Genomic DNA, 16,351 nt, shown 5'->3' on the forward strand with positions numbered 1-16,351 from the left:
ATCGCTTCGCTGGCGCGTGTGGCGAACTGCGTTGTGACACAATCAAAGACCCGCTACTGGAGGCCGACGGCATCACGGAATCGGTGGCAGGCGAACTGAATAGGTTTCCAACGTGGTCATCGCTGATCGCGGTGCCGAACGGTGGCGTGCTGTTGGGTTATATCGCGTGCTCCGAGTCTCGACTCGGGTTCGGCGGCGTGATACGGCATGAAATTCTCCTGATGACAGAAGCTGTGATCGAGGCACCACACTTTGAGAGGTCGCTTCGGCGATCTCAGTCGCGCCGATGATGTGTGTCCGCGCCGGTAGACGCATGGGTCAGCTGGATCGACGCTCTTATTCGAAGGTCACTCACTGTGCCGGCGGTTAGGCCCGGACTGCGGGACAATAGGTAACCGTCAACCAGGTATGTGGGCTACCAGCAAATGCACAGCCTCGCGAAATTCGACGTTGACTACTCAGCGTCGCGCGACACAGAGCCGCGTCAAGACGACTTGACCGGTGCCGGGCGCGGAGGACCCACGAGGGGGGCCCCGCCTAGTTTGCCGTACGGCACCGATCCAGGAGCCAAGGAACGCCGCCGCCAGCGTCCCGAGCGCCAGAAAGCCAGGCGCCCAGGGCGATAGAACCGCGCCCGTCGACAGCTCAAAACACCACGGTGATAACCTGTGCTCGCCGTGCGTGTGATCGGCATTAACCGCACTACTGACGGGAGTGACGACCGCATGGGCCGCATCAGGTGCGCCATTTAAGTGCCACGCATCTTCGTCGACACCGCAACCAACCAGCCAGACCAAGGCCGCGGTGACGATAATCAATCGCACCAGCGGCTGTCGATTTAGATCGCTGCGCACAGTGCCGTCCAATGTAGCAGCCGATCGAGCCCCGGTGAACATACGCGGTGGGTGTACGAGCAGGCGCTAATGGCCACCGCCGTGGAAATGTCAGTGTGATTCGGTCCGTTCTTCCATTGCCTTTCTATGCGAGTTGGTGCAGCGGACCCGATCGCCATCGTGTACGTCGCTATGCTCGTCGACATGTCGTCCATCAATCGTGACGTGGATGTCGACCCTCCACCGGATGCGGTGCAGGTCGAACAGTGGGAGGGACCGGCGGGAAACCGTTTCCGCTTTTTCAAGGGCACCCACCGCGGATCACGGGTTTCCCTCGTTATCATGGGATTTCAGCTCGCCGATGGGCGCGTGGAGAAGCGAGTGGTTCATCTCGATGGAAGTCACGTGGACCTGACCGTGCCGGATATCGATGCATTGATCATCAACCTCGCTGCTGCCCGGGAAGAGATTCTCCGCTTAGAATCTGCTTAGCTGGCGTCAAGACGGCTCGCTGTCAACCTGGTCGCGACTAGACAACGAACATGCGGCACGCGGGCAAAACCCTGCCGCGAGAAGCGCCAGCGCGTACAGCTTGGAGCCTGTCTTTTTTTGGGTCATAGCAGCGGGGCGACGAAGTGGGAGGCAGCCGACGGTCTGAGGACGGCGGTGATGGTTGTCAAGCGACCCGGACAAGGCAAGAGGTAATAAGTTCATCGGTCGGCACAATGCCCGAAAGCCAGGTGCTAGCCAAGGTACGCGGAATTGTCGGGGTCATCCGCGCGCTTCACCAGGGACAGCACCAGGATGGTCTGCGATTGCCCTTTGGCCAGTCGGGCGCACACGATATGAGCCATCGTTATCGACGTATTGGCGTCGGTGACGGAGTCCACGACGCGTGATTGAAGGCGAAAGTTCGATCGGCCGTGTGCAGCCGCCACTTGCGTGGGATCGCTACGCCGGCCTGCAGTCGCCTCGGGTTGCTGGTTGCATGGGACTCGCATTTGGAGTACACCCGGTCGGGTGGACGTCATCGCGCCCGATAAATGCCAGCGCGATCACCTCGAGCAACGTCTGTTCGGAAAGAGTATTGCGCTGCATATGGGCTAGCGGACATCGATTTTCGTTATCCGCTGGTTGAGGCGGCGATCCGCTCGACCGAACCGCGCCGGCGCATCCGCGCCTTGTCTTCGGGTGGCAATTCATCGCGGACTGCTATGGCGGCCTGGATAACTCCGACACGTTGCCGAAGTACGAGCGTCAAGGCGGGCGACGTCGTCAGTCAAACGGACTGGTGCGATCCAGCCGGACTTACCCGTTGTCTCACCGAGCCACCCAGTCGCACGAGCCAGTGCGTGGCTGCGACCAGTGACCACGTCCTCGCCGGAACGGATGCCGACCGCGGTGGCAGTCAGGATGGCATGCTCTGCGGTCGGCGCAGTGACAGTGCCGCCGCTGGGGGGGATCGAAGGCCCGGTGCGCGCCGGATCAGGGCGACTGCGAGCGGGTTACAAAAAGGACACCAACGTTGCAGCATCGGACCTCGGCGTTGGAGAGGCTGCTACATTTGACGGCATTGTGCGCACCAACCTACTTCGACGGCCATTGCTGGGATGGGCCATTGCCATCGCAGCGGCAGTTTGGCTGCTGGGCGGCACCGCTACGCACGCGTGGCATGCGGCTATCACGGTTGATTCGGCCCATGGGTGGGCCAGCGCGGCTAGTGGTCCATTGGCCGTTAATGCAGATCACACGCATTGCGGTACGGGGTTGTCGCCGTGGTGTCCCGAGTCGGCGGCAGTGGCCGACCTATCCCGCTCGGCGAGTCCACTTCTTATCCTGGGGGTTCTCGGGGCGGTAGCGACCAGCAGTGTTTCGCGCTTCGGCTTGGACCGCGCCCAGCAGACCTTGCGGGGTCCGCCGCGCGGGCCCGCCATACCCATCACCGGTCACGACCTGTTGACACGGTTGTGCCTCGCACGGCGCTGATGTATCGGCGTCAGATCGTTCGACGCTGAACCTCTCCGGTGCCGTGCCCGTTCAGCGGTTGCGCGGTATCGCCGGAATCGGTCGCCGACGTGCAAACACGTTGAGTCCCGCTCGAATTGGACTGCGTCGAGTCATCTGACATGCGCCCTTACTGCGCAGCTGTGTAATCGGCCGCGCTGAAATCACTGAAGCGACCCGGCCAGGGGTGTAGCGCTTCGCTGAAAAGCCTATCTCGTTCAGGAGAACTCAATGACTTATCACGCCGTCGAACCCGCATCGTCAACCGCAGCTCGCCTTATGAATACGGCCCCCCTACGGGGTTCATATTCGAACCACCGAGCAGCTTCACGTGTGCGGGTGGTTCTCGGTGCTGCCAGCATCCCCGCACAAGTGATCGCCACTGCTAGAACTGCAGACCGCTGAAGCTTGCCGGGGACTGTGACATGGATTTTGGAGCGTTAGCACCGGAGATCAATTCCGCCAAACTGTATCTGGGTCCGGGTACGGGAACGATGTTGGTCGCGGCCGGCGCGTGGGACGTGCTTGCCGACGCACTGCATTCGGCAGCTGCCTCTGTCGGGGCGGTGATTTCTGGGCTGGCTGATGATTGCTGGCGTGGTCCGGCGTCGGCGTCGATGGAGGACGCGACCGCGCCCTACCTCACATGGTTGATCAGCACTGCGGCTCAGGCGGAACACACGGCGACCCGGGCCCGCACGGCAGCGATTGCCTACGAAACGGCACTGGCAACGACCGTTTCACCGCAGGTGATTGCCGCCAACCGCCGCCGCTTGACCTCGCTGCTGAGAACAAACGTCCTGGGTCAGAACGCACCGGATATCGCAGTCACCGAGGCTCATTATGGCCAGATGTGGGCGCAGAATGCCGATGCGATGTACCGGTATGCGCGCAGCTCGGCCCTCGCCGCGCAGCTCGAGGCGTTCGTTGCTCCTCGGGTCGGATTACCGGCCGCCGCGAGGCAAGGCTGCGCCGACGGCGAGTCGTCATCGATGACCATGTCAGCCATGGTTGGCGCCGATTCGCGTGTGCTCTGCGCCGTGCCTGGCGTGCTGGAGCAGCTCGCATCGCCAGCCGGCTCGTCGGCGGCGAGCCCGGATTCCGCGACGGTGAGCTTTGCTACGGATCAAACGGATTCCTCAGGACCGGGCGCGGCCTGCACGGCGTTGTCATCACTGGTCTCGCGAGTGATGACGGCGCTAGCCGGAAGTGCGGCGTTGGAGGGCTCGCAGACTAAGGGCCGACCGGTGTCGGTGCGGGCATGGTTCGCTGGCTCCCATGCGGGCGGGAGGCACCGACTGAGCCGGCGCGGCGATCGTGGCGAGATAACCACCACGAACGCCGGGGCAGCGGCCATTGCGGGGAAGTTGTCGGTACCGCAGACGTGGCATTCCACCGCGATGCCAGGGCGCGCTGAGACCGGTTGTGGAGCAACGAAATTCATCCTCCCCAGCGAGGTACCCGCCGTGACCGGGCGCTGGAGCTAGCCATGGCCAATCATCCGCAAACCGCGATCCCGAACCCCGTCATGTCGTGGGTTGCCCATTTGCGACGAAAACCGGATACCGCAGCCGGTTTTCAGGCGTTGGACGGTCGTAAAAACCTCAGGTGGTGCACTGGCATCAGCTGCGTAAGACCTGCCCCGAAGGCGTCGGCAACCCCAAGGATCCGCATTCTGGCGCCACCCAACGCGCTCAGCGTGCGCATCGGGCGGGCGTTATGACACAGAGTGAATCGGCACGGGGGCCCATGACTACGGAACCGAGCGGTTGCGCCACAACGACTATCGTCGCGGCGGCCACGACACGTTTTCGCGACGCACAGTGGCACCGGGCCGCCCGGTCGGCGCGATGGCTAGCGTTGGTCAGCTTGGTGCTTGTAGTCGTCGATGGGGGGGTCGCGCTGTGGCAGGGCGTGTCAGTAGGTTCTATCGCACTGAGCGCGTGGGCGCTGGGCAGCGCGCCTGAGGCGATGGCCAGCCTCATCGTGATCTGGCGGTTCAGCGGCTGGCGCACCCTATCCGACACGGCCGAACTGCGCGCCCAACGCGGCGTGGCGGTGTCGTTTTGGCTCAGCGCCCCCTACATCACCGCAGAATCCGTGCATCACCTGCTGCGGGAGCACGTAGCACACGCCTCGGTAATCGGTCTCGTGGTGGCCGTAGCCGCAGTGGTGCAGATGCCGCTGCTGGGACGCGCGCAGCACAAACTCGGCGCGGCGTTGGGATCTGCCGCCACGATCGGCAAAGGCATGCAAAATTACTTGTGCGCCGCGCAGGCGGCCGGGGTTTTGCTGGGTTTGGCAGCCACCTTCCTATGGCGCGGCGGGTGGTGGTTAGATCCCGCCGTCGGGCTGGGTATCGCCGGGATCGCGGTTTGGCAAGGTGCCCGGTCGTGGCGCGGTGAGGCGTGCGGATGCTGAGACACAACGCGGGTGAACACTGCCGGAACACTCGACCGCACTCTTGCTCATATCAGGATGTACGCATACGTTACGGTCATGAGTCGGGTAATGGGGGCATGACGATGAGCGGAGGCCACAGCCACACACACGGCAACACCTCGGCAGATTCCGACCGGCGGTGGCTCGCTGGCGCGTTCGCGGTCATCGCGACGTTCATGCTGGGCGAAGTGGCGGTAGGTGTCGTGGCGGGCTCATTGGCGTTGCTCTCCGACGCGGCGCACATGCTCACCGATGCCGCCTCGATCGCGCTGGCGCTGTGGGCCATTAGGTTGGCTGCGCGTCCGGCGGCGGGGAGGATGACCTACGGGTGGCGGCGGGTGGAGATCTTGTCTGCGCAGGCCAACGGCGTCACCTTGCTTGTGCTGGCGGGCTGGCTGGGCTATGAGGCGATCAAGCGACTGGTTCACCCGCCCCAGGTCACCGGCACGCTGGTGCTGGTCACCGCGCTGGTTGGTGTGGTTGTCAACGTGGCTGCGACGTGGATGATCAGCCGGGCAAACCGGTCCAGCCTCAACGTGGAAGGCGCATTTCAGCACATCCTCAACGATCTATTTGCCTTTATCGCGACTGCTGTGGCCGGGGTGGTGATTGTGTTCACCGGGTTCGGGCGGGCGGACGCGATCGCCACGTTGGTCGTGGTGGCGCTGATGATCCGGGCTGGCGTCGGTTTAGTGCGCGCGGCGAGCCTCGTTTTCCTCGAGGCCGCGCCCAGCGGGATTGAACCAGACGTCATCGGTCAGGCGATGGCCGACCATGACTCGGTCGTTGAAGTCCACGACCTGCACGTCTGGGAAATCACCTCGGGCACACCTGCTCTGTCAGCACACGTGATTGTCGCTGCGGACCACGACTGCCACGCCACCCGAAATGACCTGGCGCAGTTGCTGGCTCACGAACATGGCATCTCCCACACCACACTGCAGCTCGACCACGAAATATCCGAGATCGGCGATCGTGGCATGGGAGCAGCGTGCGCCCCTTGCGACGACCCGCACGGCCCAACCCACCGCGCTGTCGGCACATAACGCACGACCAGACGGCACAACGCAGCCGGAACCCTTACCAGCGCGCAGATCGGCCGACGCGAAGCTGCCGGAACAGCGGTTGTGCGCCACTCGCAAAGCCACGGTGAAGCGCCGATGCCGCTGGATTGGCCTTGCAGAGCATCCAGAAGCACCCGCGCAACTGCGGACGCATCGACTTGCAGCAACAACAAAATGGGGAGGACGGTCATTTCAATGGACGATAACGAGATCGAAGACAAGAATCGCCGCCGCCAGTGCCGGAGCTGTGCGAGCCAAACCATTTCGCGATCACGGCTTACGGTGACCGTGCACCACTGCGCGGACTGCGGCGAGCTGCGGACCCTGGACTGGGCTGAACCTGACCCGCTGATCGACCCGGACCCTGGACGGGACCAGCATGCGACGCAAGCGCCTGCACGTGGTGCCACCATCACCTCTGAAACCCGGTTGTCCTGGGTGCTGGCGGCGCTGGCGGGATTGATCGGAGCGGCGGCATTTACCCACTCGGCCGGTTATTTCGTCACGTTCATGACGGGCAACAGCGAGCGTGCCGTCTTGGGGTTCTTTCGCGATGAGCAATGGCTGTCCATCGCCGCGGCTCTGGTATTGGCGTCGTTCGTCGCGGGCGTGGTGGCAGCTTCGCTGTGTCGACGACATTTCTGGCTGGACCATCCCCACGGCCCCACCGTGCTCACCGCGCTGTCGCTTCTGGTGGCTGCCGGCGTGGATATCGCCATCGACGGATGGTCGACCAGCCAGGTCTCGTTCGTGCCCGTGCTGTTCGTCGCCTTTGGCATCGGTGCCTTAAACACCTCCTTCGTCAAGAGCGGAGAGGTATCGATACCACTGAGCTACGTCACCGGCACGCTGGTCAAGATGGGCCAGGGTATCGAACGTCACATCAGCGGGGGCGCCGCGACGGAGTGGCTCGGATACTTCCTGCTGTGGTCGGCCTTTGTCACCGGCGCTGTCATCGGCGGCTGCATCAGCTTGGTCGTCAGCGGGTCCCAGATGCTGGCGATCGCAGCACTTGTGTGCACAATCACCAGCGGTTACACCCATTTCCACACCGACCGTCGCGCCCTGCGCGAATAGACCACCGCGAGGTGCATGCGCCGACCTAGCCCGAAGTTACTGCTGATTACCCACACAAAAACCCGTGTTGACCTTGGGCTTTACGTTGTACGGAGCCGAGCTGTTCTGGCTACATCGCCAAAATGATCATCGGAGCGGGCGGACCTGCGGAAAACGGTTGGCATCGAAAGACATACCAGATCACCGAAGGTAGCCAGAATTTCTGGCTACTCCGAAACCGCCTTATCCTGCATCTACGCAGTTCAGAAGACCTTTTCGAGCGACACGCGGAAGTAACTTCGGCCTAGCAGACGCCGGTCCACCGTAACGGTGGCCGAGCCACCGGATTCGCCGCAGAACGGACCTCAAAACAGCCGTGTCGCCGATCGCCCAGCGCACGTCGCGGATTCACTCGCACGCACCAAGCGCCGAAGCACACAGGATATTCATAAACACGTAGCAATATATTGATGCTACAATAGGTGGGTATTAGCAGAACCAATGTGCTCGATACGAGCCGGCAACGAGGAGGGCGACGATGCTTCCGCACGCGCTATTGGGTAAGGCCGCTGCGGCGGTGGTCACCGGACTGGTGGGTGTGAGCGCCTACGAGGTTTTACGTAAGGTCGCTGGCGCGGCGCCGATCCGGCGGACGACGGTTGCGGCGGCGGAGTTGAGCCTACGCGGAACGCGCCGCGCTGAGGTGGCCGCGGAATCGGCCAGGCTGAAAATCGCCGACGTGGTCGCAGAGGCGCGCGAACGCATCGGCGAAGAGGCCGCCCCACCGGCGGCCACCGCGAACCACGACCACGACCACTGATCGCTCGCCATGACTGTTGTCGAGGACACCGCCGCAGAGATCCTTTCCGATGCGGCCGGGCGGATGCGCCTGTATGTGCCGTGGGTCCGTTCGGATTCGCGCCGCGCCGTCGCGGTCGAAGACGCAGTCGACAAACAGACCGGTGTGCGGGCGGTGCACGCCTATCCGCACACCGGGTCGGTCGTGGTGTGGTATTCCCCGCGGCGTTGCGATCGCTCGGCGATCGTGGCGGCCATCTCCTCCGCTAAGCACGTGGCGGCCGACCTGATCGCCGCGCGCACGCCACGCTCGGCCGACGTGCGCAACACCGAGGTACTGCGTCTTGCGATCGGCGGGCTGGCCTTGGCCCTGCTAGGGATCCGGCGCTATGCATTCAGGCGGCCGCCACTGCTGGGCACCAACGGCCAGCTCGTGGCCACCGGAGCAACGATATTCATGGGCTATCCGTTCTTCCGCGGGGCGCTGCGTTCACTTCGCTCCGGTCGCGCCGGCACCGACACGCTAGTGACGGTGGCGACGGTGGCCAGCATGGTGCTACGCGAGAACGTGGTCGCGCTCACCGTGTTGTGGCTGCTTAATATCGGTGAATACCTGCAGGATCTGACCCTGCGACGCACCCGGCGCGCCATCGCTGACCTGCTGCGCGGCAGCGCCGACACCGCCTGGATCCGGACTGCCGACGGCAGCGAGGTGCAGGTCCCCATCGATACCCTGCAAGTCGGGGACGAGATCGTGATCCACGATCACGTGGCGATCCCGGTTGACGGTGAGGTCCTCGATGGGGAGGGGGTGGTCGACCAGTCGGCGATCACTGGGGAAACCCTGCCCGTGAGCATGGTCGTCGGCTCGCATGTGCACGCCGGATCGGTGGTGGTGCGTGGGCGCCTCGTCGTGCGCGCCAGCGCTGTTGGCGCTGAAACCACGATCGGGCGCATCATTTCCCGCGTCGAAGAGGCCCAACACGATCGGGCCCCCATACAAACGGTGGGTGAGAACTTCTCGCGCCGGTTTGTTCCGATTTCGTTCATCGTGTCCGCGGCGACCCTGGTATTTACCGGGGATATCCGGCGCGCCATGACGATGTTGTTGATCGCATGTCCGTGCGCGGTGGGCTTGTCGACTCCCACGGCAATCAGCGCCGCCATCGGCAACGGGGCTCGCCGGGGCATCTTGATCAAGGGCGGATCGCACCTTGAGAAAGCCGGCCAGGTGAACGCCCTCGTGTTCGACAAGACCGGAACCCTGACCGTTGGACGGCCTGTTGTCACGAATATCGTTGCTTTCCATAAGGACTGGCAGCCCGAAGAGGTTCTCGCCTATGCGGCCAGCTCGGAAATCCACTCTCGGCATCCGCTGGCCGAAGCGGTGATCCGATCGACCACCGAGCGCCACATCACCATTCCGCCGCATGAGCAATGCGAGGTGTTGGTTGGGCTGGGGATGCGAACCTGGGCTGATGGGCGGGTTCTGCTTTTGGGTAGCCCCTCGCTGTTGCGCGCAGAAAAAGTGCGGGTCTCGAAAAAGGCGACCGAGTGGGTCACCAAGCTGCGCCGCCAAGCCGAGACTCCCCTGCTATTGGCCGTCGATGGCACACTTGTCGGCCTGATCAGCCTGCGCGACGAAATTCGGCTCGAGGCCGCCGAGGTGCTAACGAAACTGCGTAGCAAAGGAATTCGCCGCATCGTAATGCTCACCGGTGATCATCCCGACACCGCCGAGGTCGTCGCCCGCGAGCTCGGAATTGACGAGTGGCGTGCCGAGGTGCTGCCCGAAGACAAACTCCAGGCGGTACGCCAACTTCAAGACGAAGGCTACGTCGTCGGGATGATCGGCGACGGCGTCAACGACGCCCCAGCACTAGCCACTGCCGACATCGGCATCGCGATGGGTCTGGCCGGTACCGACGTCGCGGTGGAAACCGCCGACATCGCACTGGCCAATGACAACCTGCACCGTGTACTCGACGTACCCGATCTGGGAGCACGAGCCGTCACCGTCATCCGCCAGAACTACGGCATGTCCATCGCGGTCAACGCTGTTGGCCTGCTGATGGGCGCCGGAGGTGCACTCTCACCGGTACTGGCCGCAATTTTGCACAATGCGTCCTCAGTGGCGGTGGTCACCAACAGCTCACGACTCATCCGTTACCGCCTCATCAACGGCCAGTCGCCGACTACAAACGGGCGCGTGCCGACACCACGTGAAGTGAGTCCCAACAAGAATGATTCGCCGCTTCCCACCAATGCCTGACGGCGACTGTCACTGATCGGGCCGCGGAACAGCACCGAGTCTTTGGTTAATTTCGGTATGAGTCGGGAAGGCTCATGAACCACCGACGCCAATTCGGTGCGCCAACCGCGGACGTCAAGGCCTCTAATGGTCCGGCCAAGCCGCACGGTTGCGTGATTGGCGCCGTCGCAGCAGTCATTGTGACCGGACCCGTTCGGTTGCTCGAAGCAGACGGGAGTCATCGAACAAGTGTCCGGCGTTGGCGTAGCAGGCAGGTCAGCGGCTTTTCGGTGTCCGCTGCGAGGGCGAGCCGTGGCATCTCAGATCGAAGGAAAAAGAGAGGTGCCCGTCTCGAAATCGAACGCCGGTCTGATGGCCTGCTGAGCCGGATGTCGGTGTGGACGAGCCGACCCGGTAAGACTCAGCCGGCTCGAGCTGATTGCGTCCGTCGATCGCTTCCTGAGTGGCGTGAACCAATAGGTCCCCGACCGCACTGGCCGGGCCCCTGGGCGTGGGGGTGGTGAGACCGCCGATGATGGCAAGCAGGTTTTTCCTCGGACGCTGCGGTTCGTTTCGGTGAGGCGCTGTTGACCGTTGCGGTCAGCCTGGTCGATCAGCGACCGAGTGTGGTCGAGTTGGCGGTGATGCTGCGGTAGGAACTCGGCGGTAGTTGACGAAGACTGGGGTAGGTCAGACACGAGTTAGCGTATGGGCAGCTCTGCGGCAGCGGCAAGATGCAGTATCCGCTGGGGAGGGGTCATTTCACGCGAGCCAAGTTGTTTTCATTCGGACGTAGCGCCCACGGTTGGGCTAGCAGGTCTCGGTTGACCGCTAGTGACCGCGCGGCACTAGCGCCATAGTAATGGGGATGTGTCGGTGCTGGAGTTGGTCGTGCATCAGCCCGAATTCCGCAAACGCGAATTCAGCACTTTGCCCACCATCGGGCGCGGTCTTGGTACCAAAACTTCGGGATCAATTACGCGACATGGCCAAAAGGGCTTGGCCTCGCGGGATATATCACGATTTCCGCGGCGATTCCTCACGAGGGCTTGGCGTTGAGGGCATGCGACTCGAAGCTGACCCACACGGCGCCGGCACTCAACGTTGCCGCCTTGACTCGAGCCGCCGTCGCCGGCGTCGCCATCCCGCCCGACTCGGGCCCCCCGCACTCGGCGCACGAAGGCCGGTTGCCATTCGTAGGTTTGCATACATGGTTGGTTAACCTCGTGGCCAATGAGTGCCGTTAGCCTCACATTGTATTGGTTGCTACAGCCGGTCGAGGAGGACAATGGACGGCAACCGCGGTTCAACGGAGGCAACGGAATCGGGGCTGCTGTCTGCGGGGTGGGTCGCGCAGATGCAGGTCGTGCAGCGCCTTGCGTGGCGATCGATCAGTGCACCGGCTGCGGCGTCATACTTCCCGGTCGGGGGGAACTTGAGCAGCTCATCGAGGCCCAGGGCAAGTTTTTGCGCCGCCGTGCCGCAACCGTCGGGCTCTTCCGCTCCGCAGGACTCGGCTCGGCTGAGGTACCTCGAGCGGTCCTGTCAGGGAGGCTTTTGGGGCGGGTCGCTCGGTGAGGGCAATGGTGTGGATTACTCGGGAGGTTATCGTGGCGGGCACCACTAACCACCAAGCCAAGCCGGGGCCCGCGGCCGATGTCGGCGGCGGCGCACACCACCATGGCCATGATCACGGGCATGAGATGTCCGCGGACGCAGACCGCAGGTGGCTGGCAATCGCGCTGGGCCTGATAGTGGGGTTCATGGCGACCGAGGTGATCGTCGGGCTGGTCGCCAATTCGCTGGCGTTGATCTCCGATGCGGGCCATATGTTTACCGACGCAGCCTCGATCGCGTTGGCGCTGACGGCGATTCGGCTGGCTCGCCGTCCGGCGCAGGGTCGCTACACTTACGGGTTTCAGCGGGTCGAGATCCTTTGCGCGCAGGCCAACGGGATTTCCCTGCTGCTGCTGGCGGTGTGGTTCCTGTACGAAGGGGTGCGCCGACTAGTCGCCCCGCCGCAGGTTGCCGGGCCGCTGGTGTTAATTACTGCGGTGATTGGGATTATCGTGAACATCGCCGCCACGTGGGCGATCAGCCGCGCCAACCGCAGCAGCTTGAACGTTGAGGGAGCTTTTCAGCACATCCTCAATGACTTGTATGCCTTCATCGCAACCGCCATCGCCGGTGCGGTGGTGTGGCTGACCGGTTTCACCGGCGCCGACGCAATCGCCGCACTGGTGGTTGCAGGGTTGATGGTCCGTGCTGGATGGGGCTTGGTCGGCAAGTCGGGGCAGGTCTTTTTGGAGGCGGCCCCCGTGCATCTGGACCCAGCCCAGATTGGCGCACGGTTGGTGGCAATACCGCAGGTAGTCGAGGTTCACGACCTGCATGTGTGGCAGATCAGCTCGGGTCAGCCGCCGCTATCGGCGCATGTTCTCGTCGCCGACGACGCCGACTGTCACGTGGTCCGCGCGTGCATCGAAACGCTGCTACACCACGAGTTCGGGCTTGAGCACACCACTTTGCAAGTCGACCACGCTTCGGATGTCCGCGCCAGCGGCGAGCACTGCGCTGCGTCACACGGGCCGGTGCACCGTCGGTGATGCCGGGAACCGGCGTGGCCAAACCGAGCCCGTCGCCGGGCTCTCGCCTCCGGGCTTCGGCGTCGCCTGGGCGCGGGCATGGTGGTGGTCACATCCTGGTTCCGAGACTGTGTAGGGGACAGCCATATTGCGCTTTAGGAGGTGGGTGTCGGGCCGGCAGCGCGGCACGCTCGAACCATCTCGACTTTGTGAAAGGCACATGGTCACCGCGACGGTTGCGATCCGTGATGGCCATGGCAGCCATCGCCATAGCGAGCGCAATGTGGGTGCTCGTCATCGGCGGGCATTCTCAACCGCGGCCCGAATCATCTGTATCTGATTCGCCGCCCATGATGGTCATATCGGCGGGTAATGCATTCACGATCAGCGCCGACCATCCACGTTTTGTTGACGGCGACTCATCGGGCAAACATCCTGAGGCGCTCGCTGCCGCAGTGTTGCCGAATTCGTCGTCGACCGCCTTGGCTGCGCTGGGCGTCGTGGTGGCAGTGGTCGCAGTCACGGCGTGGCTCGCTCAACAACTGGTGCGGTCCGGGCGCGGCCCCCCCTGTGGGTTCGCTATCGCACTTGCCGGCCGAGATCTGTTGACCAGGTTCTGTCTGGCTCGTCGCTGAGTGGTCAGCGTCAGGCCGTCGTGCATCGCACCACGGCCGGCGATCGCTGCCCATGTCAATGGCCGCGGGCTAGGTCGCGGCTGCACCGCAGAAAGCGACGATCCTGTGAACAACAACTTTGTCCTGTCCAACAACACCCGCACGCATGATCTGTCCGTCGACAGCCGCGAACCACACGTGGTGTGCCGCCCTTGCTCGGGGACCCACCACCAGCCCGACGGGTTGGTGGGCAACACCCCGGTGCTGCGGATCTCCGCACCGCTGACGAGGGCCGGGCGCGGATTTTGGGCCAAGTTGGAGGGTTTCAACCCCGGCGGCAGCATGAAAGACCGGCCCGCGGTGCACATGGTGCAGCGGGCGCGCGCTCGCGGCGAACTGCGCCCGGGAGCCCGCATCGTGGAATCCACCAGTGGATCGCTCGGGTTAGGGCTAACCCTGGCCGGCATGGTGTATCGGCACCCGGTCACCGTGGTCACCGACCCGGGCATGGAACCCATCGTGCAAAACATGCTGCGCGCCTACGGCGCCGAGGTCGATCTGGTCACCGAGGCGCACCGGACTGGGGGCTGGCAGCAAGCCCGCAAAGACCGTATCGCGCAGCTGCTGGCCGCTGATCCTGATGCGTGGTGCCCCAATCAGTACAACAACCCCGACAACGTCGACGCCTACCGGCCGCTGGCCCTGGAGCTGGTCAACCAGCTCGGGCGTATCGACGTGCTGGTGTGCTCGGTGGGCACCGGCGGCCACTCGGCCGGGGTGGCACGGGTACTGCGCCAGGCCAATCCCGACCTGCAGGTGATCGGGGTGGACACCATCGGCTCGACCATTTTCGGTCAACCCGCGACGAGCCGACTGATGCGCGGGCTGGGCTCGAGCATCTACCCCCGCAACGTCGACTATCCGGTGTTTAGCGAGGTGCATTGGGTGGCCCCGGCCGAAGCCGTCTGGGCGGCCCGTGCCCTGGCGGCCACCCACCACGCCAGCGGCGGCTGGAGTGTGGGTGCGGTTGCCCTGGTCGCGGGCTGGGTCGCGCGCACCATGTCGGCGGATACCACCGTCGCCGCGGTCTTTCCCGATGGCCCGCAACGCTATTTCGACACCATCTATAACGACGACTATTGCCGCTACCATCGCCTGCTCGATCACCTTCCTTCCGACGAGCCGGCCACGATTGAGGACCCGACCCACCAGGTGGTGCAGTCCTGGACGCGGTGCACCACCGTCGTCGACCCGGCCGGGGTGCTGCGCTAATGGCGTTGCTTGCGCAATTCCGCGGCTTCGACCGGCCCGCCCGGATGCTGATGATCAACCAGTTCGGCATCAACGTGGGTTTCTACATGTTGATGCCGTACCTGGCGGCCTACCTCGCCGGCCCGCTCGGGCTGGCGGGGTGGGCCATCGGACTGGTCCTGGGGGTGCGCAACTTCTCCCAGCAGGGCATGTTCGTCGTGGGCGGCACCCTGGCCGACCGGATTGGCTACAAGCCGTTGATCGTGGCAGGCTGCCTGCTTCGCACCGGCGGATTCGCCTTACTGGTTGTGGCGCACTCGTTACCGGCCGTGTTGATCGCCTCAGCGGCCACGGGGTTCGCCGGCGCGTTGTTCAACCCGGCCGTGCGCGCCTATCTGGCCGCCGATTCTGGTGGTCGCCGCGTCGAAGCGTTCGCGGTGTTCAACATCTTCTATCAGGCTGGAATTCTGCTGGGCCCGCTGATCGGAGTCATGCTGGTGGCCATCGACTTCCGCGTCACCGCAGCAGGCGCGGCCGCTGTCTTCGCGGCGTTGACCGTGGCGCAGTTACTGGCGCTGCCGCAGCATAGCCCCGATCCGGCACCGCAGACCACATCGGTCCTCGGTGACTGGCGAGTGGTCATCGCCAACCGATCGTTTTTGCTGTTCGCCGCGGCGATGATCGGGTCCTACGTGTTGTCTTTCCAGGTCTACCTCGCCCTTCCGCTGCAGGCGTCGATCCTTTCGAAGCGCTACCAATCACTGTTAGTGGCAGGGGTTTTCGTCGTTTCGGGTCTGGCCGCGGTCGCCGGACAGCTGCGCATTACTGGCTGGTTGGCCGCCCGCGGGGGGGCGGCGCGCAGCCTGGCCGTCGGCGTGGCGATCCTGGCGGCCTCGTTTTTGCCGCTGGCGGTCATCCCCGACAGTTCCCGGTTCGGGATCGTTGCGGGGGCCGCCGCGCTGCTGCTCTCGGCGGCCATGCTCGCCGTGGGCTCGGCCGCGGTCTTCCCGTTCGAGATGGACACCGTCGTGGCGCTGGCCGGGGGCCGGCTCGTGGCCACCCACTACGGGTTTTACAACACCATCGTCGGGGTGGGGATCCTTGCCGGCAACCTGGGTACCGGCTGGCTCCTGGGTGCAGCGCGACAGCTCGGCGTCGGCCAACTCGTATGGGCAGGATTGATTCTCGTTGGCCTCATCGCCGCTCTGGCTCTGCACCAACTCGACCACGGTCACCATCTGGATACTCAATGCGCGACGCAAATCCAGCATGGCCAACCAGCGAAACCGCGGCCATGAAACAGGCGCCCCACCGGGTCCAACTCGAACATTGGCTCCCCCGATGCCCCTCGCTGACGATGGCGTCGAACCCATGGTGGTTGGCGTGTACCTCGCCAGTTCTGATACCCAGAGCGGGTCGGTGACCCCGATGCCATCAATCCCGCCGCTGATCG

At 64.0% G+C, this 16,351-nt stretch carries 14 protein-coding genes; 12 read left to right on the forward strand and 2 right to left on the reverse strand.

Annotation, left to right across the window (positions count from 1 at the left end; genetic code table 11):
- Nucleotides 1-458: 458 nt before the first annotated feature.
- Entirely contained in the window at nucleotides 459-896 is a 438-nt protein-coding gene (gene lpqS, locus AWC17_RS34305) for a putative copper homeostasis (lipo)protein LpqS (RefSeq protein WP_482805293.1), read from the reverse strand.
- A gap of 141 nt (nucleotides 897-1,037) precedes the next feature.
- Here lpqS (AWC17_RS34305) and AWC17_RS25580 point away from each other — a divergent pair, with 141 nt between their 5' ends.
- Nucleotides 1,038-1,325, forward strand: coding sequence for a hypothetical protein (locus AWC17_RS25580; RefSeq protein ID WP_141224786.1), 288 nt, complete (start codon nucleotides 1,038-1,040; stop codon nucleotides 1,323-1,325).
- 251 nt (nucleotides 1,326-1,576) lie between these two features.
- On the opposite strand, the gene AWC17_RS32905 is transcribed toward AWC17_RS25580, so the two are convergent.
- Entirely contained in the window at nucleotides 1,577-1,723 is a 147-nt protein-coding gene (locus AWC17_RS32905) for a hypothetical protein (protein ID WP_167385648.1), read from the reverse strand.
- 523 nt (nucleotides 1,724-2,246) lie between these two features.
- On the opposite strand from AWC17_RS32905, the gene lpqS (AWC17_RS34310) reads away from it, so the two are divergent.
- From lpqS (AWC17_RS34310) to AWC17_RS25635, 11 genes are all read left to right on the forward strand, one after another.
- Nucleotides 2,247-2,819, forward strand: coding sequence for a putative copper homeostasis (lipo)protein LpqS (gene lpqS / locus AWC17_RS34310; RefSeq protein WP_482805294.1), 573 nt, complete (start codon nucleotides 2,247-2,249; stop codon nucleotides 2,817-2,819).
- Between the two features lie 443 nt (nucleotides 2,820-3,262).
- Nucleotides 3,263-4,324: a PPE family protein gene (locus AWC17_RS25585; protein WP_085165376.1), complete on the forward strand. Its 1,062-nt coding sequence runs from the start codon at nucleotides 3,263-3,265 to the stop codon at nucleotides 4,322-4,324.
- Nucleotides 4,325-4,586: 262 nt separating this feature from the next.
- Nucleotides 4,587-5,258, forward strand: coding sequence for a cation efflux transmembrane domain-containing protein (locus AWC17_RS25590; protein WP_085165378.1), 672 nt, complete (start codon nucleotides 4,587-4,589; stop codon nucleotides 5,256-5,258).
- 104 nt (nucleotides 5,259-5,362) lie between these two features.
- Nucleotides 5,363-6,325, forward strand: coding sequence for a cation diffusion facilitator family transporter (locus AWC17_RS25595; RefSeq protein WP_085165427.1), 963 nt, complete (start codon nucleotides 5,363-5,365; stop codon nucleotides 6,323-6,325).
- 429 nt (nucleotides 6,326-6,754) lie between these two features.
- The gene (locus AWC17_RS25600) at nucleotides 6,755-7,420 is read left to right on the forward strand and encodes a YoaK family protein (protein WP_244193533.1); all 666 of its coding nucleotides are present in this window, start codon (nucleotides 6,755-6,757) and stop codon (nucleotides 7,418-7,420) included.
- A 517-nt stretch (nucleotides 7,421-7,937) separates the two neighbouring features.
- The gene (locus AWC17_RS25605; protein WP_085165381.1) at nucleotides 7,938-8,219 is read left to right on the forward strand and encodes a DUF1490 family protein; all 282 of its coding nucleotides are present in this window, start codon (nucleotides 7,938-7,940) and stop codon (nucleotides 8,217-8,219) included.
- A gap of 9 nt (nucleotides 8,220-8,228) precedes the next feature.
- The gene (gene ctpC / locus AWC17_RS25610) at nucleotides 8,229-10,469 is read left to right on the forward strand and encodes a manganese-exporting P-type ATPase CtpC (RefSeq protein ID WP_244193530.1); all 2,241 of its coding nucleotides are present in this window, start codon (nucleotides 8,229-8,231) and stop codon (nucleotides 10,467-10,469) included.
- A gap of 1,682 nt (nucleotides 10,470-12,151) precedes the next feature.
- The gene (locus tag AWC17_RS25620) at nucleotides 12,152-13,054 is read left to right on the forward strand and encodes a cation diffusion facilitator family transporter (RefSeq protein ID WP_085165429.1); all 903 of its coding nucleotides are present in this window, start codon (nucleotides 12,152-12,154) and stop codon (nucleotides 13,052-13,054) included.
- 260 nt (nucleotides 13,055-13,314) lie between these two features.
- The gene (gene lpqS / locus AWC17_RS34315) at nucleotides 13,315-13,668 is read left to right on the forward strand and encodes a putative copper homeostasis (lipo)protein LpqS (protein WP_482805295.1); all 354 of its coding nucleotides are present in this window, start codon (nucleotides 13,315-13,317) and stop codon (nucleotides 13,666-13,668) included.
- A 177-nt stretch (nucleotides 13,669-13,845) separates the two neighbouring features.
- Nucleotides 13,846-14,919 carry a PLP-dependent cysteine synthase family protein gene (locus AWC17_RS25630; RefSeq protein WP_244193534.1) on the forward strand — a complete coding sequence of 358 codons (1,074 nt, stop codon included), beginning with the start codon at nucleotides 13,846-13,848 and terminating at the stop codon, nucleotides 14,917-14,919.
- Complete coding sequence (locus AWC17_RS25635) at nucleotides 14,919-16,196, forward strand: MFS transporter (RefSeq protein WP_085165383.1); 1,278 nt, start codon at nucleotides 14,919-14,921, stop codon at nucleotides 16,194-16,196. Before AWC17_RS25630 ends, AWC17_RS25635 begins: the two co-directional genes overlap by 1 nt.
- The last annotated feature ends 155 nt before the right edge of the window (nucleotides 16,197-16,351 follow it).

This window comes from Mycobacterium nebraskense (assembly GCF_002102255.1).
Taxonomy (GTDB): Bacteria; Actinomycetota; Actinomycetes; order Mycobacteriales; family Mycobacteriaceae; genus Mycobacterium; species Mycobacterium nebraskense.